We start from the raw sequence: 18657 nt of genomic DNA on the forward strand, positions 1-18657 counted from the left end.
CCGCCCGCCCGTCATACGGTGGGACGCACAACCCACACGCTAGGAGAAACCCGAAGTGGCCGAGCTGTTCTACGACGACGACGCCGACCTGTCCATCATCCAGGGCCGCAAGGTCGCGATCCTTGGCTACGGCAGCCAGGGCCACGCCCACGCGCTGTCGCTGCGCGACTCGGGCGTCGACGTCCGCGTCGGCCTGCACGAGGGCTCCAAGTCCAAGGCCAAGGCCGAGGAGCAGGGCCTGCGCGTGGTGACCCCCGCCGAGGCGGCCGCCGAGGCCGACGTCATCATGATCCTGGTCCCGGACCCGATCCAGGCCAAGGTCTACGAGGAGTCCGTGAAGGACAACCTCAAGGACGGCGACGCGCTGTTCTTCGGCCACGGCCTCAACATCCGGTACGACTTCATCAAGCCGTCGGCCAACGTCGACGTCTGCATGGTCGCCCCCAAGGGCCCGGGCCACCTGGTCCGCCGCCAGTACGAGGAGGGCCGCGGCGTGCCGTGCATCGCGGCCGTCGAGCAGGACGCCACGGGCAACGCCTTCGCGCTCGCCCTCTCGTACGCCAAGGGCATCGGCGGCACCCGGGCCGGTGTCATCAAGACCACCTTCACCGAGGAGACCGAGACCGACCTCTTCGGTGAGCAGGCGGTGCTGTGCGGTGGCACCGCGGCGCTGGTCAAGGCCGGGTTCGAGACCCTGACCGAGGCCGGCTACCAGCCGGAGATCGCGTACTTCGAGTGCCTCCACGAGCTGAAGCTGATCGTGGACCTCATGGAGAAGATGCGCTGGTCGATCGAGACCGCCGCGACTACGTCTCTCATCAACGACTCCACCAAGGCCGAGATGAAGAAGATCCTCGGCGAGATCCAGGACGGCACCTTCGCCAAGAACTGGATGGCGGAGTACAACGCCGGCCTGCCGAAGTACAACGAGCTGAAGAAGGCGGACGAGGACCACCTCCTGGAGACCACGGGCAAGGAGCTGCGCAAGCTCATGAGCTGGGTCGACGACGAGGCGTAAGCGCCCGGACGGCGCGGCGGCCGTGCCCCGGGTGTGGCGGGGGTTCCGTGGAACCCCCGCCGCACCCGGTTCGGCTTTGTCCGCCGCGCACCACCACGTGCGGGTGATCCTGCCGCATTGGCGCATTACACAGGCCCGAGCGCTACTACACTTTCCTGCAACAAACGCGTCAGGCTCACAGCGTCGTGCGTCTTCCACGCGGCTGGAACCCTTCACCGCCTGCGGCCGTCGGGACGGCCGTCCGCTGAGGACTAGTGAGGACTGAAGACCACGTGAGCACTGCTTCCCCCGGTAAACCTGTCGTACTCATCGCCGAAGAGCTGTCGCCCGCCACGGTCGACGCCCTGGGCCCGGATTTCGAGATCCGGAGCTGCAACGGCGCGGACCGAGACGAACTGCTTCCCGCCCTTGCCGACGTGGACGCGATCCTCGTCCGCAGCGCGACCAAGGTCGACGCGGAAGCCATCGCCGCGGCGAAGAAGCTGAAGGTGGTCGCCCGCGCGGGCGTCGGCCTGGACAATGTGGACGTCTCCGCCGCCACCAAGGCGGGCGTCATGGTCGTCAACGCGCCGACGTCCAACATCGTCACCGCCGCCGAGCTGGCCTGCGGCCTGCTGGTCGCCACCGCCCGCAACATCCCGCAGGCGAACGCCGCCCTGAAGAACGGCGAGTGGAAGCGCAGCAAGTACACCGGTGTGGAGCTGAGCGAGAAGACCCTCGGCGTCGTCGGCCTCGGCCGCATCGGCGTCCTGGTCGCCCAGCGCATGTCCGCCTTCGGCATGAAGGTCGTCGCGTACGACCCGTACGTGCAGCCCGCGCGCGCCGCTCAGATGGGCGTGAAGCTGCTCACCCTCGACGAGCTGCTCGAGGTCTCGGACTTCATCACCGTCCACCTGCCCAAGACCCCCGAGACGGTCGGCCTGATCGGCGACGAGGCGCTGCGCAGGGTCAAGCCGGACGTCCGCATCGTCAACGCCGCCCGCGGCGGGATCGTCGACGAGACGGCGCTGGCCGCGGCCCTCAAGGAGGGCCGGGTGGCCGGTGCCGGTCTGGACGTGTTCTCCAAGGAGCCGTGCACCGACTCCCCGCTGTTCGAGTTCGACAACGTGGTCGCCACCCCGCACCTGGGCGCCTCCACCGGCGAGGCCCAGGAGAAGGCGGGCATCGCGGTCGCGCGCTCGGTGCGGCTGGCCCTCGCGGGCGAGCTGGTCCCGGACGCGGTGAACGTGCAGGGCGGCGTGATCGCCGAGGACGTCCGCCCCGGGCTGCCGCTGGCCGAGAAGCTGGGGCGGATCTTCACCGCGCTCGCGGGCGAGGTCGCGGTCCGGCTCGACGTCGAGGTCTACGGCGAGATCACCCAGCATGACGTCAAGGTGCTGGAGCTGTCCGCGCTCAAGGGCGTCTTCGAGGACATCGTCGACGAGACCGTGAGTTACGTGAACGCCCCCCTGTTCGCGCAGGAGCGCGGCGTCGAGGTGCGGCTGACCACCAGCTCGGAGTCGACCGAGCACCGCAACGTGGTGACCGTGCGCGGCACCCTGGCCGACGGTGACGAGGTCTCGATCTCCGGCACGCTGGCCGGTCCCAAGAACCTCCAGAAGATCGTCGCGGTCGGGGAGTACGACGTCGACCTGGCGCTCGCCGACCACATGGCCTTCCTCCGCTACACGGACCGTCCCGGCGTCGTCGGCACGCTCGGCCGCATCCTGGGCGAGGCGGGCATCAACATCGCGGGCATGCAGGTCTCGCGTGCCGCGGTGGGCGGTGCGGCGCTGGTCGCGCTGACCGTGGACGACACGATTCCGCAGAGCGTGCTCACCGAGATCGCCGAGGAGATCGGCGCCACGTCGGCCCGTTCGGTCAACCTGGTCTGAGCCGTGTAGCGCCTGCGCGTTCTCAAGGGCCCGGCCTCCGCTTCCCGCGGGGGCCGGGCCCTTTTCGGTTCCCCGGCGAGTTCTTTTTCATCGCCTGTTGAATAAGGTGGCGAGCGGCGCTACGCTCTCAGCTATGTGGAGAAAAAGTCTCCACATAGCTCTGTGTGTGCCCTTCGCAGGAGACCCCCCGTGTCCGATGACGCTCCCCGCATGCGCGCCGACGCGCGCCGCAACCGCGAGCAGATCCTGCGCGCCGCCCGTGAGGTCTTCGCCGACCAGGGGCCGGACGCCCCGCTCGACGAGATCGCCCGGCGCGCCGGGGTCGGCATCGCCACCCTCTACCGGCGGTTTCCCACCCGCCCCGACCTCTGCCGCGGCGTGGCCGCCGAGGTCTTCACCGCGGTGGACGCGGCCGCGCGGCACGCCGCCGAGACGGAGGGCGACCCGGCCGACGCCCTGCGGCGCTTCATGCACGCCGCCCTCGACCTCAAGATCGGCTCGGTGGTGCCGGCGCTGCTGGGCCACTTCACCGCCGACGAACTCTTCGGCCGGATGCACGGCGACGCCGCCGACCCCGTCGAGACCGTCGACCGCCTCCTCGCCCGCGGCCGCGCGGCCGGTGCGATCCGCCCCGATGTCGTCTTCGGCGACATCGTCCTGATGATCATCCGGCTGACGCGGCCGCTGCCCGGCGGGGGCCGCATCCCGGACGATGACGCCCTCGCCCACCGCCAGCTCGATCTGTACGTGGACGGGCTGCGCCCCAGCGGCTCCCCGCGGCCCACCACCGCCCTCGGCGGCCCGGCCGTGGACGCCGCCGCCTTCACCCACATCCGGGAGCGAGTGATCGACGACGCCCGTGCCGCCGTCGACTGATCACCGCCCGACGCCCGCACCGCACGACCAGAAAGGCACCCTCATGTCCGAGCCCTCAGCCATACCGCCCGAGGCCAACCCCCGGCGCTGGCTCGCCCTGCTCTTCATCGGCCTCGCCCAGCTGGTGATCGTTCTCGACATCACCATCGTGAACATCGCCCTGCCCTCCGCCCAGCGCGATCTGGGCATCTCCGCCGGTGACCGGCAGTGGGTCATCACCGCGTACACCCTGGCCTTCGGCAGCCTGCTGCTGTTCGGCGGCCGGATCGCCGACTACACCGGCCGCAGGCGCGCATTCCTGGTCGGTCTGATCGGCTTCGCCGGGGCCTCCGCGCTCGGCGGCGCCGCCCAGGGGCTCGGCATGCTGCTCGGCGCCCGTGCGCTCCAGGGCGCCTTCGCCGCGCTGCTCGCCCCGTCGGCGCTGTCGCTGCTGGCCGTGAACTTCACCGAGGCGCGCGAGCGCGCCAAGGCATTCGGCATCTTCGGCGCGATCGCGGCGGGCGGGGGTGCGATCGGCCTGGTCGTCGGCGGGCTGCTGACCGAGTACCTGGACTGGCGCTGGTGCCTGTACGTCAACGTGCCGATCGCCGTCCTCGCGGCGTTCAGCTGGTCCGTCCTGCCCGCCGACCGGCCCGCGGCGGAGCGGGCGCGCTTCGACATCCCCGGAGTGGTGCTGGCCGTCGCCGGTCTGGTGTCGCTGGTCTACGGATGCAGCGAGGCCGAGTCCGAGGGCTGGGACTCCCGGCTGGTGACCGGGCTGCTCATCCTGGGCGTGGTGCTGCTCGCCGCCTTCGCCCTGGTGGAGCGGCGCACCGCCCATCCCCTGCTGCCGATCCGGGTGGTCGCGGACCGTACCCGGGGCAGCGCCTATCTGGCGGTCGGCCTGTCGGTGGTCGGCATGTTCGCGATGTTCCTCTTCCTCACCTACTACATGCAGATCGTCAAGGGGTACTCGGCGCTGGTCACCGGCGTGGCCTTCCTGCCGATGACCGCGGCGGTGCTGGCCGCCGCGGGCGGCGTCGCGGCCCGCCTCATCCCCAAGGTGCCGCCGCGGGCGCTGGTGGTGCCCGGTCTGCTGATCGCGGCCACCGGGGTGGCGCTGCTGGTCCCGCTGGACGCCACCAGCTCGTACGCGGCGGGCGTGCTGCCCTCCGAACTCCTCGTCGGCTTCGGCATGGGCCTGGTGATGGCCCCCTCGATGAACTACGCGACCCACGGCGTGCGGCCGCAGGACGCGGGCATCGCCTCCGCCACGGTGAACACGGCCCAGCAGATCGGCGGTTCGATCGGCACGGCGATGCTCAACACCATTGCCACCAGCGCGACCTCCGACTACCTGCGCGAGCACGCCCGCCGCATGACGCCGGAGACCGCCAAGGAGGGACTGGTCGAGGGCTTCTCACACGCGTTCGTCTGGTCGTCGGTGATCCTCACGGCGGCAGCGGTGGTGGTGGGCGTACTGATGAACACCCCGCGCCCGCCCCGCGACAAGTCCGCCCACGCCGCCCCGTCCGCCGCCGTACACCTGGGCTGACGCAGGTACGTCAACGCCGGGCCGTCCGCGTGAGGGCCGGTCCCGCCTCGCGCAGCACCGTTCGGATGACCGCCCGCGGCGAATGCTGCGGGCGGTAGCGGTAGACGTCGGCGGGGGTCCAGCCGGGGTCCGTCGTGAAGGTGCGCAGGGCCCACTCGGGTGGTGGGGTGCCCGCGGACTCGGCCTCCGCTCGGGCCTTGGCCGCTTCGGTCTCGAACTTCGCTCGGGCGATGCGGTTCAGGTCGACGCGGCGGCCGTTGTACGAGGCGCCGGTGGCCGAGAACTGGTGGCCGTGGAGGGTGGTCACCGTGATGTCGGGGGAGGCGCCCGGGCCGGTGTGGGTGAAGACGTCGTGTTCGGAGACGATCTTCGACTCGAGCCCGGCGCCCAGGAAGTAGGAGCTGCCGCCGAGGGCCTGACCGCGCATCGGGTAGTCGGGGTCGTCGGTGGAGCCGCGGAAGTAGTTGTTGTACGTGTGCACCTGCCCGAACCGGACGCGGGGGCTGCGCTGGGCGGTGTCGGAGAACAGGTTGTGGTGGAAGGTGATCCGCAGATGGCCGCGGTCGCGGTCGCCCTTGCCGTCGCCGGAGCCGATCAGCAGGGTCTTCTCGTGGTCGCTGAAGCGGTTGTAGGAGACGGTGACGAAGTCCGTGCCGTCCTCCATGTCCAGGAGCCCGTCGTGGTGTTCGACGCGCTTGCCGTGGAATCCGACGGTGGCCCGGCTGGTGGGGTAGCGGCCGTCGGAGAAGGCGCAGTGGTCGATCCAGATGTTGCGGCCGGTGACGATCGACAGCGCGTCGAAGCGCGCGTTCCAGGCGCCGGTCGCGCCGTCGCCCGGGTCCCAGCTGGGGAAGTGGTCGGTGGGGGCTTCGAAGCGAAGGTCGCGGATGACGATGTTCCGGCCGGTGTTGATGGTCAGATGGACGCCGAGCAGGGCCGCGTCCCTGCCCGTGCCCAGGAGCGTGGTGTTGCTGGGCACGGTGAGCTGGATCTGCTGCTTCTGGGCGTTCGAGCCGGTGACGCGGAGCGTACGCATCCGCTTGCACCACTCGTAGCGGTCGTCGCTCCAGGACGTACCGTCGGGACCGAAGCAGTCCATGTAGCGGCGCAGGTCCCAGCCGGGGGCGTAGTCCTGGGCGCCCAGGAGACGGCCGTCGTCGGTCTCGTTGCCGCCCAGGTGCCCGCGCACGCGGATGACCTTGGGCGCGGTCGGATCGCCGTGGTTGGCGAGGGCGGCCTTCAGTTCGGCGCGGGTGCGCACCACATGGACGCTGTCGGGGGCGGCGCCCGCGCCTCCGGTGGTGCCGGGGCCCGCAGTGGCCCAGCCGGTGGGCCGGTCCGGTACGGCCGAAAGGGCTGCGGTGACAGGAGCGCGGCCGTCGCGGCGTACGCGAATCGGCGCATCCGGTGAGGCACCCTCAGCCCGCCATCTCGTACGCGTAGTCCGGTGAGAACGCGCCCGCCGCCCCCGCGCAGCCGTCCAGTTCGCCCGGCGGCTTGACCCACAGGTAGGCGTCGATGGCCGCGTCGCCGGTGGTGGCCGTGGGGTTCTCGCCGACCTTGCGGCCGCGCGGGTCGCACCAGGCGTTGTCGGGCGCGGGACCGTTGCCGTTGCGGCTGGTGTCGATGACCGCGGTGAGGCCCGAGGAGCTGCCGAGCTGGGCGAGCACGCTCTTGGCGAAGGCCACCTCGTCGCCGGTGCGGCGGTAGTTGGAGACATTGCTGTAGATGCCGTCGCCGCTGCTCAGCAGGCCCGCCGAGCGCAGCCGGGAGGCCTGGACGGCGGGGCTGTTCCAGGCGGAGTGACCGGCGTCGAAGTACACCCGGGCCTTGGGCGCGGCGGCGTGGATGGCGGCCGAGGCGCGGGCGAGCGAGGCGTAGCGGCCGCTCAGTTCGGCGGGCGACAGACAGCTGATGAGCGCGATCGAGTCCGGTTCGAGGATGACGATCGAGGGCCCGCTGCCCAGCCCGGCGGCGAAGCCGCGCACCCAGGCGTCGTAGCTCGCCAGATCGGGGGCCCCGCCGGCGGAGGCGCCGCCACAGTCGCGGTTGGGGAGCTGGTACGCGACGAGCACGGGGACCTGGCCCTTGGCGGAGGCGGCCGAGGTGATCTTGCGGACGTCCTCGGTGACGGTGCCGGGGGAGTACCGCGAGAACCAGACGGCCTGGGGCTGGGAGGCGATCCGCGAGGCGATGCGGGCCCGGCGGGAGTCGTTCGGGTTGGCGGCGACCCACTTGTTGACGAGCGACTCGGGGTGGTTGAAGAAGGCGGTGGCGGAGGGGAGTTCGCCCGCGGCGGCGCGGGGTGCATGGCCCGCGCCGGCCAGGATGGTGGTGGCGAGTGCGGCGGCCGCCAACGCTCTGATGAGGCGCACGGTGCATCAGTCCTCTCGCGGACCGGGGGACGGGGACCGGGACTACCTCCTGGTTGCCGCCGCACGCGGGAAGGTTGCCGTCCCCGGCGTCCCGCCATACGGGCGTCTTAGACGCTTGTATGGGGCCGGGATAGGCTGACGCCATGGGACATCGAGAGGATCTGCTCGCCGGGGCGAAGCGCTGCCTGCTGGAAAAGGGCTGGTCACGCACGACCGCGCGGGACATCGTGGCCGCCTCGGGGGCCAATCTGGCGTCCATCGGCTACCACTACGGTTCCAAGGACGCCCTCATGCGGGAGGCGCTGTTCGCGGCCATGAGCGACTGGGCCGACGAGGTCCAGGCGTCCCTCGAGGACGCGGCGGTCGGCGGCGAGTTGACGGAGCGTTTCGAGTCGGGCTGGTCCCGGGCCCTCGAACTGTTCGGCAAGCACCAGGCGATGTGGCGGGCCCAGCTGGAGGCCGTCATGCAGGCCGAGCACGATCCGGCGCTGCGGGAGGCGTTCGACCGCGCCCAGCCGGAGGCACGTCAGGCGCTGGTGGGGCTCTTTCACGGCATCGACGAGCGCGAGGTCGACGAGGAGAGCTCCCGGGTGCTGGGCTCGTTCTACATGACCCTGGTGAGCGGGATGGTCGTCCAGCAGGCCCTGAACCCGGGACTCACCCCCGACGCCCGGGAGCTGATCGAGGCGATGCGCCGCGTCCTCGGCGGCGGGCCGCCGGATCCGTCTGCCTGAGCGAGCGGCGTCAACCCTGAGCCACGGTCCGGAGTCCTTCCCCGTGCCGGAATCCATCCGACGACGGAGGACCCGCATGGCCCCGTACGCCTTATCCCGCCCGCTCCGCCTACCCCGTCTGCCCCGCGCCCTGGCCGTCCTCGCACTGGCGGGAGCGGTCGTCGCGACGGCGGTCGTCCCGGCCGCCGCGGCACCGCGCGCCGCCACCCCCCGTTCCCCTCACTCCGCGACTCACCCCGCGACTCACCCCGCGACTCACTCCGCGACGCAGGACGCCCTCGACGCGATCACCCGCGCGGGCACCCCCGGCGTCCTGGCCCGGGCCGACCGCGCGGACGAGGTCTGGTACGGCGCGTCCGGCGTGGGGGACCTTCGCACCGGCCGCCCGCGGCTGCCGCAGGACCGGTTCCGCGTCGGCAGCGTGACCAAGCCCTTCACCGCCACCGTCCTGCTCCAGCTCGCCGCCGACCCCGCGTACGGCCTGTCGATCGACGACACGGTCGAGAAGTGGCTGCCGGGCCTGGTGCGCGGCAACGGCAACGACGGGCGCCGCATCACCCTGCGCCAACTGCTCCAGCACACCAGCGGGCTCTACGACTTCCTCGACGACGCCGCCCTCCGCGCCAAGTACACCGGCACGGCGTTCTTCGCCCACCGGTACGACGGCGCCACGCCCAAGAACCTGGTGCGGACCGCCCTCGCGCACGAGCCGGTCTTCGCCCCGAACGGTGGCTGGGACTACTCCAACACCAACTACATCCTGGCCGGAATGGTCATCGAGAGGGCCACGGGCCACGCCTACGCCACGGAAGTGGAGCGCCGCATCATCAAGCCGCTCGGCCTGCGCGGGACCGCGCTTCCCGGCACCTCGCCGTGGCTGCCCGGCCCGCACCCGCGGCACTACTCCACGCTCTTCGTCGCCGGCCCCGACGCCCGGGTCCACGACGCCACCGAGTTCAACCCGTCGGTCTCCGGATCCGCGGGCGAGATCATCTCGACCGCCCGCGACCTGAACGTCTTCTTCCGCGCCCTGCTGCGCGGCGCACTGCTGCCTCCTGCCCAGCAGAAGGAGATGTTCACCGGCCGCGACCTGGGGGACGGCAAGGCGTACGGCCTCGGCATCAGGTCGCAGAAGCTCACGCCGTGCGGCGTGACGGTCTGGGGGCACTCGGGCGAGATCCTCGGCGCGGTGAGCCGGACGGCGGCCACCGCCGACGGCGAACACGTCATCACGCTCAACCAGAACGGGGACTGGGGCGATGACGCCCTCGAACAGGCGGCCATCGAGGCGGAGTTCTGCGGCTGAACCCCGCGGCTACCGGAGCCGGGCCGCCTTGAGGGCCATGTGGAGGAGCAGCCGGTCGTCGCCCGCGTCGAGGTCCAGGCCGGTGAGCTGGCGCACCCGGGAGAGGCGGTAGTAGAGCGTCTGCCGGTGGATCCCGAGGATCTGGGCGGTACGGCTCGCCTGGCCCGCGCAGTCCAGGAACGTTTCGGCGGTGCGGGCCAGTTCCGCGTGCGTGCGCTCCAGCAGGGGGCGTACGGCGGCGTCGGGAGCGGTCGGGGGGAGCGTGGCCAGCAGCCGGTACGGGCCGATGGCCGTCCACTCCGCGATCGGGTCGAGCCGGGCGTCCGCCCGCGCGGCCCGGGCGGCGGCCAGCGCCTCGCGCCAGGCGGCGGGCAGCTCGTCCAGCCCGCGCCGCGCCTCGCTGACCCCGGCGGAGCTCTCCCGGCCGCCGCCGCACGGCAGGTCGGCGCCGTGCGGCTCGGCGGCCCGGGCCGCCCCTGCGGCGCCGGGCGCGTGGAGGGGATGGGCGGGCGGCGCACTGTCGGGGGCGGCCGTGCGGGGCGAGCGGAGGAGCTGTTCGGCGGTGGCCCGGGCGGGGGCCAGGGAGGTGGGGGCGCGCAGCCGGACGAGGGCGGCCAGCGCCGTCTCGTCGGGGATCACGCAGGCCGCGGCGATGCCCGGCAGATGCGGGAGGCCGGGGTGGTCCTGGTCCTCGCCCGTGTCCGGAACCCACGGCAGGACGGCCACGAGCGCCAGCGGCCCGTCGGCCGCGCCGCGCAGCGCGGTGTGCAGGCCCGAACAGGCCGCGTCGCGGGTGGCCGGTGGCCCGGTGAGCAGTTCGCGCAGCAGCTCGCCCAGTTCCTCGCCGGCCCGTGCCTCGGCCGCCAGCAGGGCGCCGATCCGGGCCGTGGTCTCCATCGCCCGGACCAGCCGCGGGTCGGGGGGCGGCCCGGCGGGGCCGCCGAGCTCCAGGTCGGAGAGGTGGCCGTCGTCCAGCAGCCAGACATAGCCGTGGACGACGCCGCGGTGCCGCACCGGCAGGCAGATGCGGCCCATGAAGACCCCGGCCCCCGGGTCCGGCGGGATCCGCAGCGGGGCCTGTGCCCGGGCGATCCCGAACGCCTCGAACCAGGCCCGCACCGCCGCCGTGGAACGGCGCTGGAGGATGGAGCGGGTACGGACCGGGTCCAGCGTCGGTTCCTCCGCGTCGTCGCTGTCCTGCGCCCCGAAGGCGATCAGCGCGAAGTCGCGGTTCTCCAGGGTCGCGGGCGCGCCGAGCGTCGCGGTGATCTCGTCCACCAGCTGCTGATAGTCCTCGCGCATGGCGCCCCGGCCTCCTTCCCAAACGGTGACCTCAGCCTCTCATACAGGTGTCTGAGATCCCGGACACGGATGCGTGACAGCTGTCGATGGCCCCGATTCCGCGCGATCCTTAAGTTTCACGGTGAGTTGTTGAAGCCGTTCACCGGCCGTCATCGTGGAGGTGCCCTGTGCTGGGACCCGTGCTGCTCGCCGCTTCGCGCAGCGCTGCCATCCGTCGGATCGTGAGCGGCGCGCCGGTCACACGCCCCATGGTGGATCGGTTCGTCGCCGGGGAGCGGCTGGCCGAATCCATGGCGGCGGTACGGGGGCTCACCTCGCACGGCCTGGAGGTCACCCTGGACCACCTGGGGGAGGACGTTACCGACCGGTCCGAGGCGCTGCGCAGCCGGGACGCCTATCTGGCGCTGACCGAGGCGCTCGCCGGGGAGGGGCTCGGGGCCCGCGCGGAGATGTCCGTGAAACTCTCGGCCTTCGGCCAGGCGCTGCCCGGCGGCCATGACCTCGCGCTCGCCAATGTGACCCCGGTCGTCGAGGCCGCCGCGGAGGCCGGCACGACGGTCACCCTCGACATGGAGGACCACACCACCGTGGACTCCACCCTCGCGATCCTCGGCGAGCTGCGCACCCGGTTCCCGCAGACCGGCGCGGTCGTCCAGTCGTATCTCTTCCGGACCGAGGACGACTGCCGCGCGCTCGCCGGGGAAGGCTCGCGGGTGCGGCTCGTGAAGGGCGCGTACAACGAGCCCGCCTCGGTCGCGTACCAGGACAAGCGCGAGGTGGACCGGGCCTTCGTGCGCTGTCTGAAGATCCTGATGTCCGGCGAGGGCTACCCCATGATCGGATCGCACGATCCGCGCATGGTCGCCATCACCCAGGACCTGGCGCACCGCCTGGGCCGCAAAAAGGACGAGTACGAGTTCCAGATGCTGTACGGGATCCGTCCGGCCGAGCAGGAACGGCTGGTCGCGGAAGGCCACCGTATGCGGGTTTACGTCCCGTATGGAACAGACTGGTATGGGTACTTCATGCGGCGGCTCGCCGAGCGCCCCGCGAACCTCGCGTTCTTCCTGCGCTCGCTCGTCGGCCGCGGCTGACAGCCCTCGGCTCACGACCACCACGACGACCCTCACGACGAAGGAGACAACGGCCATCATGGACGCTGTGACCCAGGTCCCCGTGCCGGTGAACGAGCCGGTGCACACCTATGCCCCCGGCAGCGCCGAGCGCACCCGTCTGGAGGCCAAGCTCAAGGAGCTGGCCGACAACCCGATCGACCTGCCGATGACCATCGGCGGCGAGAAGCGCCTGGGTGGCGGGGAGCGCTTCGACGTCGTACAGCCGCACAACCACGCGGCCCGTCTCGGCACCTACGGGAACGCCACCAAGAAAGACGCCCAGGACGCGGTCGACGCGGCGCTGGCCGCCGCCCCCGCGTGGCGCGCGCTGAGCTTCGACGACCGCGCCGCGGTCATCCTCAAGGCCGCGGACCTGCTGTCCGGCCCGTGGCGCGAGACCATGGCGGCCTCCACCATGCTGGGCCAGTCGAAAACCGCGCAGCAGGCCGAGATCGACACGCCCTGTGAGCTGATCGACTTCTGGCGCTTCAACGTCCACTTCGCCCGCCAGATCCTGGCCGAGCAGCCGGTCGCCAACTCCCCGGGCGTCTGGAACCGCACGGACCACCGGCCGCTGGAGGGCTTCGTCTACGCGATCACGCCCTTCAACTTCACGGCCATCGCGGGCAACCTCCCCACCGCCCCCGCCCTGATGGGCAACACGGTCGTCTGGAAGCCCTCCCCGACCCAGACCCACGCCGCCGTGCTGCTGATGCAGCTGCTGGAGGAGGCCGGGCTGCCCAAGGGTGTGATCAACCTGGTCGCGGGGGACGGCAAGGACGTCTCCGAGGTGGCGCTGACCCACCCGGACCTCGCGGGCATCCACTTCACCGGCTCCACCCGCACCTTCCAGTACCTGTGGAAGACGGTCGGCAACAACATCGAGAACTACAAGACGTACCCGCGGCTGGTCGGCGAGACCGGCGGCAAGGACTTCATCGTCGCCCACCCGTCCGCCGACCCGGCGGTGCTGAAGACGGCGGTGACCCGCGGCGCCTTCGAGTTCCAGGGCCAGAAGTGTTCCGCCGCCTCGCGCGCCTACATCCCGCGCTCCCTGTGGGAGAACGGCTTCAAGGAGGAGCTGGCCGCGGAGGTCGACGGCCTGGCCATGGGCCCCGTCACCGACCTCGGCAACTTCATGGGCGCGGTCATCGACGACCGGTCCTTCGCCAAGAACAAGGCGGCGATCGACCGGGCGAAGTCCGACCCCACGATCGAGATCGTCGCGGGCGGCACGTACGACGACAGCGAGGGCTACTTCGTCCGCCCGACCGTCCTCGTCTCCACCGACCCGGAGAACGAGATCTTCAAGGACGAGTACTTCGGCCCGATCATCGGTGTGTTCGTGTACGAGGACGCCGAGTACGACGCGATGCTGAAGCAGATGGAGTCGGCGTCGGCGTACGGCCTGACCGGCGGCGTCATCGCCCAGGACCGCGCCGCGGCCGCCGCCACCTGCGAGGCGCTGCGCTTCGCGGCCGGCAACTTCTACATCAACGACAAGCCCACCGGTGCCGTGGTCGGCCAGCAGCCCTTCGGCGGTGGCCGCGCGTCCGGCACCAACGACAAGGCGGGCGCGAAGCAGAACCTGATGCGCTGGACCTCCACCCGCTCCATCAAGGAGACGATGGTCCCGCCGACGGACTACCGCTACCCGCACATGGGCTGACCCGCCCGGCGCACCCGCGCCCCCTGGGCCCCGCCCTCGACCTGGCTGCGAGCCGGTCGGGGGCGGCGTGCTGTCAGGGGGTGCAACGGCGGGGCGCAACGGCGTAAAGCTGTGGACGCCCAGGGCATGCCGGTGCTAGCGTCTTGCATTCAAGTCAGCGTTATTTACCGCAGTTTACGTGGGTAACCAGGCAAGTGATCATCCACGAAGCGATGGCTGCGGTCAAGGTGATCGAGGTCGGACGGGGGTCGGCCTCGATCATCACCACGCTTGCGACGTCCCACCCGTGAAGCCGCCGACGGCCGGCTCCGCCCTGCCCGCGTCTCAGATAGTAGGACGTCCGACTAATTGTGCAGACACTGACGCTCCGCTCCCTTACTTTTGTGGAAGCCGAACGTCCCGCTCCATCGAGCGACGGCGGAAGCGGCCCGGTGCAACCGCGCAGGTGACCCCTGCCGCACCCAGGCCCCCGCCCCTTTACGGCAGCCACCTTCTCGGGGATTCCTCCCGGCCGTGCGCCGGGGTTCAGCAGAGGAGACGTGAACCATGGCCGAGCAGACCATCCGCAGGGTCCGCCGCAAGAACGACGACACCGACCGGCGGAACGCCGCCGCCGCGCTCCAGCGCGCGCTCGACCGCCGCGACAACGGCGGCTCCACCGGTCACTGAGCCGCGGGGCGGCTTTCCGGGCCGCTTCTCACATCCCCCGGGGCCGGGTGATGTCGAAGCGGTCCACCCGCTCACCGGACTCCGCCAGCGCCGTGACCATCATGCGCGGAACCGGCCCCGGATCGACCTCCACCGCGAGGAACGAGAAGCCGGTGTAGCGGACCCGTGACCACTCCACGGTGTCCTTGTTCTTCTCGCCGTCCTTCGTCCAGTGGTAGCTCTCCACCTCGTCGAGGTCCTTGACGTGCCCCTCGTAGCTGTCGGGGACCGGGAACTCGTACAGGTCCGCCCCGGCGCCGCCCGCCGTGACGTACACGATCCCGTCCCGCGCGGGGTTCACGTGCTCGCCGATCGGCACCCTCTTGGCCACCTTGCCGCCGCGGATGGCATCGGTGCGCTCGTAGACGTGGTTGTGGCCGTTGATGACCAGGTCCACATCGTGCTTCTCGAAGATCGGCACCCAGGCGTCGCGCACCCCGCCGTCCGAGGCGTGCGAGCTGGTCGTGGAGAACGCGCAGTGGTGGAAGAAGACCACCAGGAAGTCGATGCCGGACCGCTTGCGCAGCTCTCCCAGGCGGCGGTCCAGCCAGCGGGTCTGGTCGCCGCCCGTGTAGCCCTTGTTGGCGGGGATCTCGTAACTGACGTCATTGGCGTCCAGCGCGACGACGCCCACGTTCCCGTAGGTGAAGGAGTAGACGCCGGGCGCCTTGCGGGGGTCGGGCCCGTTGTCCGGCAGGGACCAGCGGGCCAGCTGCCCGCCGTAGCCGTCGGGGGAGTACCACGCCTCCATGTCGTGGTTCCCGGTCGTCACCATCCACGGCACGCTCGCCGCGACCGAGTCGGTCTGGGCGAGGAAGGAGTCCCAGACCCGGGCGTCGTACAGGTCGGACTTCTTGCCGTGGCCGGTGGTGTCCGCGTAGCAGATGTCCCCGGCGTGCAGGTGGAACGACGGATCCTGACCCAGGATCAACTGGTCGTTCGCGAGCGCCTCATAGCTCACCCCCTGGTCGCCGAAGGCGGTGAAGACGAACTTCTCCGGCCGCTTGGGCGCGGTGCTGAACGTGCCCAGCGAGGAGAAGTGACGCGGGTCGGCGGGGTCGTAGCCCTCGTGGCCGACGCCGTAGTAGTACGTGACACCGGGGCGCAGCCCGTCCACCGCGGCGTGCAGGTAGTACTGGTCGACCGCGGGCAGCTTGTCGCCGAGCGAGGGCGTGTGCAGATGGCGGACCTCGGCCTCGACCTTCCGGGTCAGATCCGTCGGCCGCAGCCCGATCCGCAGATACGGCCGCTTCACCGCGAACGGCACCTGCCAGGAGACCCGCATCTGCGTCGTCGGGTCGGCGCCGAGAGCAAGGTGGCGGCCGAAGGGGGCCACTTGGGCGCCGCTGACATTCGGCGTCTTGGAGCGGGGGGCCGCGGCGGGCGCCGGGTCGGGCTTGACGGCGGGGGCGCAGCCCGCGCCGCCCAGCGCCACCGCGGCCGCCCCGGCCGTCGCGGCGCCCCCGCGCAGCACCCGTCGGCGGGGGAGGGCGTCGCGCAGGTACTCGTGCTGCTCCGCCATGGTCATCCGGCTCGCTAGTGGCTCCGGAATGCCGAACCGTGGTGTATGCATGAGCCGGAATCTCCCCCGCGCGGGCGACTTCACGCCGTACTCCGGGTGAACGCGGCCTGACCGATGGACGATCTGTCCGTATGGCGGACGACCGATGTCATGTGATGGGACGAGGAGTAGGGTCCTGGTATGTCTCGCAGCATTCGCCTCGCAGTGATCCCCGGTGACGGTATCGGCCAGGAAGTCGTGGCCCAGGGCCTCAAGGTCCTCGGCGCCGCCCTTCCCCAGGACGTGAAGCTGGAGACCAAGAGTTACGACCTCGGCGCCCGGCGCTGGCACGCCACCGGCGAGACCCTGACGGACGCCGAGCTGGAGTCGCTGAAGGACCACGACGCGATCCTGCTGGGCGCGATCGGCGACCCGTCGGTCCCGTCCGGGGTGCTGGAGCGCGGGCTGCTGCTCAAGCTGCGCTTCGCCTTCGACCACTACGTCAACCTGCGTCCGTCGAAGCTCTTCCCGAACACCACGACCCCGCTGGCCGGGCGCCCCGACATCGACTTCGTCGTCGTCCGGGAGGGCACCGAGGGCCCGTACGTGGGGAACGGCGGCTCGCTGCGGACCGGTACCCCGGCCGAGGTCGCCACCGAGGTCAGCCTGAACACCGCGTACGGCGTCGAGCGCGTCGTCCGGGATGCGTACGAGCGCGCCAACAGCCGCCCGCGCAAGAAGCTGACGCTCGTGCACAAGAACAACGTCCTGGTGCACGCCGGTCACCTGTGGAAGAACATCTTCGACAAGGTCGGCGCCGAGTACCCCGACGTCACCACGGACTACCTGCACGTCGACGCCGCGACGATCTTCTTCGTCACCCAGCCCGAGCGGTTCGACGTGATCGTGACCGACAACCTCTTCGGTGACATCCTCACCGACCTCGCCGCCGCCGTCACCGGCGGCATCGGGCTCGCCGCGAGCGGCAACATCAACCCCTCCGGCGCCTTCCCGTCGATGTTCGAGCCGGTCCACGGCTCCGCGCCGGACATCGCGGGCACCGGCAAGGCCGACCCGACCGCGACCATCCTGTCGGTGGCCCTGCTCCTCCAGCACCTCGGCTACGCGGACGAGGCGGCCCGCATCGAGGCCGCCGTCGCCGAGGACCTCACCGAGCGGGACGCGGCGCGGACCACCGACGAGATCGGCGACGCGCTCGCCACCCGAGTATCCGGCTGACCCCAGCCTGTGCCAGTGCGCGGCTGGGTGCGACCATCGACCTTGGGCCGCGCACTTTCGCACGCATCCGTAACTGACGGCCCCACGTCGGCGATAATCGCTCGTGGGGCCGCCGTGTGCAGGGAAGCTTGGACGTCCTAGTACCGATCACGGGCAGGATGGTGTGAGCGCGGTCCGCCACAACGGAAGTGAAGGACTACCACGAATGACGACGCCCTCGATCGAGCTCAAGCCCTCCTCGCACCCGCTCTCCGACGCGGAGCGGGAGGAGATTCTGGCCAACCCCGGATTCGGCCGCCACTTCACCGACCACATGGTGACGATCAAGTGGACGGAGGGCCGCGGCTGGCACGAGGCCCAGCTCGTGCCCTATGCGCCGCTGTCGCTCGACCCGGCGAACATGACGCTGCACTACGCGCAGACGATCTTCGAAGGGCTCAAGGCGTACCGCCAGCCCGACGGGACCGTGGCCACCTTCCGCCCCGAGCAGAACGCCGAGCGCTTCCGGGCCTCCGCCCGCCGCATGGCGATGCCGGAGCTGCCGGTCGACCTGTTCCTCGCGGCCTGCGACGCCCTGGTCATCCAGGACCGGGCGTGGGTGCCGGGCAGCGGTGAGGAGTCCCTGTACCTGCGGCCGTTCATGATCGCGACCGAGGTGGGTCTGGGCGTCCGGCCCGCCAACGAGTACCTGTTCGTCGTGATCGCCTCCCCGGCGGGCGCCTACTTCCCCCGCGGCGTGCACCCGGTCTCCGTCTGGCTGTCCGAGGAGTACGTGCGGGCGGCCCCCGGCGGCACCGGCACCGCCAAGGCGGGCGGCAACTACGCCGCCTCGCTGGTGGCCCAGGCGCAGGCCGCCGAGCAGGGCTGCGACCAGGTGGTCTGGCTGGACGCCATCGAGCGCCGCTGGATCGAGGAAATGGGCGGCATGAACCTGTACTTCGTGTACGGGAACCGCATCGTCACCCCGGAGCTGTCCGGGGCGCTGCTGCCCGGCATCACCCGCGCCTCGCTGCTGCGGATCGCCGCCGACCTCGGCTACGAGGTGGCCGAGGGCCGGATCTCGGTCGACGACTGGCGCGCGGGGAACGAGGACGGCAGCCTGACCGAGGTCTTCGCCTGCGGCACCGCGGCCGTGATCACCCCGGTCGGCTCGGTCAAGTCCGCCCGCGCGAGCTGGACGGTGGCCGACGGGCAGCCCGGCGAGGTCACGACGAAGCTGCGCAAGGCGCTGCTGGACATCCAGACCGGCGCCGCCCCCGACCCCCACGGCTGGCTGCACCGCGTGGGCTGAGCCTTTTAAGGGCGGAAAGCCCGCATCCTGAGACGGATGGGAGCACGGGGGCAGAATTGTGCTTGACTGCCTCCGTGCTCTCGTTCGCCATGATTATTGGCAGCAGGCGCGCCGG

The 18657-nt window shown here is 71.2% G+C and carries 15 protein-coding genes; 11 read left to right on the forward strand and 4 right to left on the reverse strand.

The window, feature by feature from the left end; all coding sequences use genetic code 11:
- Positions 1-55 precede the first annotated feature (55 nt).
- From ilvC to HYQ63_RS29845, 4 genes are all read left to right on the forward strand, one after another.
- Complete coding sequence (ilvC, locus tag HYQ63_RS29830; protein ID WP_179936939.1) at positions 56-1018, forward strand: ketol-acid reductoisomerase; 963 nt, start codon at positions 56-58, stop codon at positions 1016-1018.
- A 272-nt stretch (positions 1019-1290) separates the two neighbouring features.
- Complete coding sequence (serA, locus tag HYQ63_RS29835) at positions 1291-2892, forward strand: phosphoglycerate dehydrogenase (protein ID WP_179936940.1); 1602 nt, start codon at positions 1291-1293, stop codon at positions 2890-2892.
- Positions 2893-3081: 189 nt separating this feature from the next.
- Complete coding sequence (locus HYQ63_RS29840) at positions 3082-3768, forward strand: TetR/AcrR family transcriptional regulator (RefSeq protein ID WP_257232242.1); 687 nt, start codon at positions 3082-3084, stop codon at positions 3766-3768.
- 43 nt (positions 3769-3811) lie between these two features.
- Entirely contained in the window at positions 3812-5302 is a 1491-nt protein-coding gene (locus tag HYQ63_RS29845; RefSeq protein ID WP_179936942.1) for an MFS transporter, read from the forward strand.
- A 10-nt stretch (positions 5303-5312) separates the two neighbouring features.
- Here the strand turns inward: HYQ63_RS29845 and HYQ63_RS29850 are convergent, their stop codons facing one another.
- On the reverse strand, positions 5313-6563 hold the full coding sequence (locus tag HYQ63_RS29850) for a polysaccharide lyase family 1 protein (protein ID WP_257232243.1): 1251 nt from the start codon (positions 6561-6563) through the stop codon (positions 5313-5315).
- A 157-nt stretch (positions 6564-6720) separates the two neighbouring features.
- A complete protein-coding gene (locus HYQ63_RS29855) occupies positions 6721-7677 on the reverse strand; it encodes a glycoside hydrolase family 6 protein (RefSeq protein WP_179936943.1) in 957 nt (318 codons plus the stop codon).
- A gap of 143 nt (positions 7678-7820) precedes the next feature.
- On the opposite strand from HYQ63_RS29855, the gene HYQ63_RS29860 reads away from it, so the two are divergent.
- Positions 7821-8411: a TetR/AcrR family transcriptional regulator gene (locus HYQ63_RS29860; protein WP_179936944.1), complete on the forward strand. Its 591-nt coding sequence runs from the start codon at positions 7821-7823 to the stop codon at positions 8409-8411.
- A gap of 76 nt (positions 8412-8487) precedes the next feature.
- Positions 8488-9717, forward strand: a complete 1230-nt coding sequence (locus HYQ63_RS29865) for a serine hydrolase (RefSeq protein WP_179936945.1) — start codon at positions 8488-8490, stop codon at positions 9715-9717.
- Positions 9718-9726: 9 nt separating this feature from the next.
- Here the strand turns inward: HYQ63_RS29865 and HYQ63_RS29870 are convergent, their stop codons facing one another.
- Positions 9727-11019, reverse strand: coding sequence for a CdaR family transcriptional regulator (locus tag HYQ63_RS29870; protein WP_179936946.1), 1293 nt, complete (start codon positions 11017-11019; stop codon positions 9727-9729).
- Between the two features lie 167 nt (positions 11020-11186).
- Here HYQ63_RS29870 and HYQ63_RS29875 point away from each other — a divergent pair, with 167 nt between their 5' ends.
- The 3 genes from HYQ63_RS29875 to HYQ63_RS44985 all read left to right on the forward strand — a co-directional run bounded on the left by HYQ63_RS29875 (position 11187) and on the right by HYQ63_RS44985 (position 14472).
- Positions 11187-12113 (forward strand): proline dehydrogenase family protein, encoded by a 927-nt coding sequence (locus tag HYQ63_RS29875; RefSeq protein WP_179936947.1) that lies wholly within the window; start codon positions 11187-11189, stop codon positions 12111-12113.
- Positions 12114-12171: 58 nt separating this feature from the next.
- Entirely contained in the window at positions 12172-13803 is a 1632-nt protein-coding gene (gene pruA / locus HYQ63_RS29880) for an L-glutamate gamma-semialdehyde dehydrogenase (protein ID WP_179936948.1), read from the forward strand.
- Positions 13804-14349: 546 nt separating this feature from the next.
- On the forward strand, positions 14350-14472 hold the full coding sequence (locus tag HYQ63_RS44985) for a hypothetical protein (protein ID WP_086015790.1): 123 nt from the start codon (positions 14350-14352) through the stop codon (positions 14470-14472).
- Positions 14473-14500: 28 nt separating this feature from the next.
- Here HYQ63_RS44985 and HYQ63_RS29885 read toward each other — a convergent pair whose 3' ends face one another.
- Positions 14501-16084, reverse strand: coding sequence for a metallophosphoesterase family protein (locus tag HYQ63_RS29885; RefSeq protein ID WP_179936949.1), 1584 nt, complete (start codon positions 16082-16084; stop codon positions 14501-14503).
- A 129-nt stretch (positions 16085-16213) separates the two neighbouring features.
- Here HYQ63_RS29885 and HYQ63_RS29890 point away from each other — a divergent pair, with 129 nt between their 5' ends.
- The gene (locus HYQ63_RS29890; RefSeq protein WP_179936950.1) at positions 16214-17251 is read left to right on the forward strand and encodes a 3-isopropylmalate dehydrogenase; all 1038 of its coding nucleotides are present in this window, start codon (positions 16214-16216) and stop codon (positions 17249-17251) included.
- Positions 17252-17456: 205 nt separating this feature from the next.
- Complete coding sequence (locus tag HYQ63_RS29895) at positions 17457-18542, forward strand: branched-chain amino acid aminotransferase (protein WP_179936951.1); 1086 nt, start codon at positions 17457-17459, stop codon at positions 18540-18542.
- The last annotated feature ends 115 nt before the right edge of the window (positions 18543-18657 follow it).

The sequence above is a fragment of the Streptomyces sp. Rer75 genome, assembly GCF_013414305.1.
GTDB lineage: Bacteria > Actinomycetota > Actinomycetes > Streptomycetales > Streptomycetaceae > Streptomyces > Streptomyces himastatinicus.

Bases quoted from the DNA above. Each gene is read 5' to 3' on its own strand.
- HYQ63_RS29890 (WP_179936950.1), top strand. From the start codon at position 16,214: ATGTCTCGCAGCATTCGCCTCGCAGTGATCCCCGGTGACGGTATCGGC.
- pruA (WP_179936948.1), top strand. From the start codon at position 12,172: ATGGACGCTGTGACCCAGGTCCCCGTGCCGGTGAACGAGCCGGTGCAC.
- HYQ63_RS29845 (WP_179936942.1), top strand. From the start codon at position 3,812: ATGTCCGAGCCCTCAGCCATACCGCCCGAGGCCAACCCCCGGCGCTGG.
- HYQ63_RS29865 (WP_179936945.1), top strand. From the start codon at position 8,488: ATGGCCCCGTACGCCTTATCCCGCCCGCTCCGCCTACCCCGTCTGCCC.
- HYQ63_RS29895 (WP_179936951.1), top strand. From the start codon at position 17,457: ATGACGACGCCCTCGATCGAGCTCAAGCCCTCCTCGCACCCGCTCTCC.
- HYQ63_RS29860 (WP_179936944.1), top strand. From the start codon at position 7,821: ATGGGACATCGAGAGGATCTGCTCGCCGGGGCGAAGCGCTGCCTGCTG.
- HYQ63_RS44985 (WP_086015790.1), top strand. From the start codon at position 14,350: ATGGCCGAGCAGACCATCCGCAGGGTCCGCCGCAAGAACGACGACACC.
- HYQ63_RS29870 (WP_179936946.1), bottom strand. From the start codon at position 11,019: ATGCGCGAGGACTATCAGCAGCTGGTGGACGAGATCACCGCGACGCTC.
- HYQ63_RS29885 (WP_179936949.1), bottom strand. From the start codon at position 16,084: ATGCATACACCACGGTTCGGCATTCCGGAGCCACTAGCGAGCCGGATG.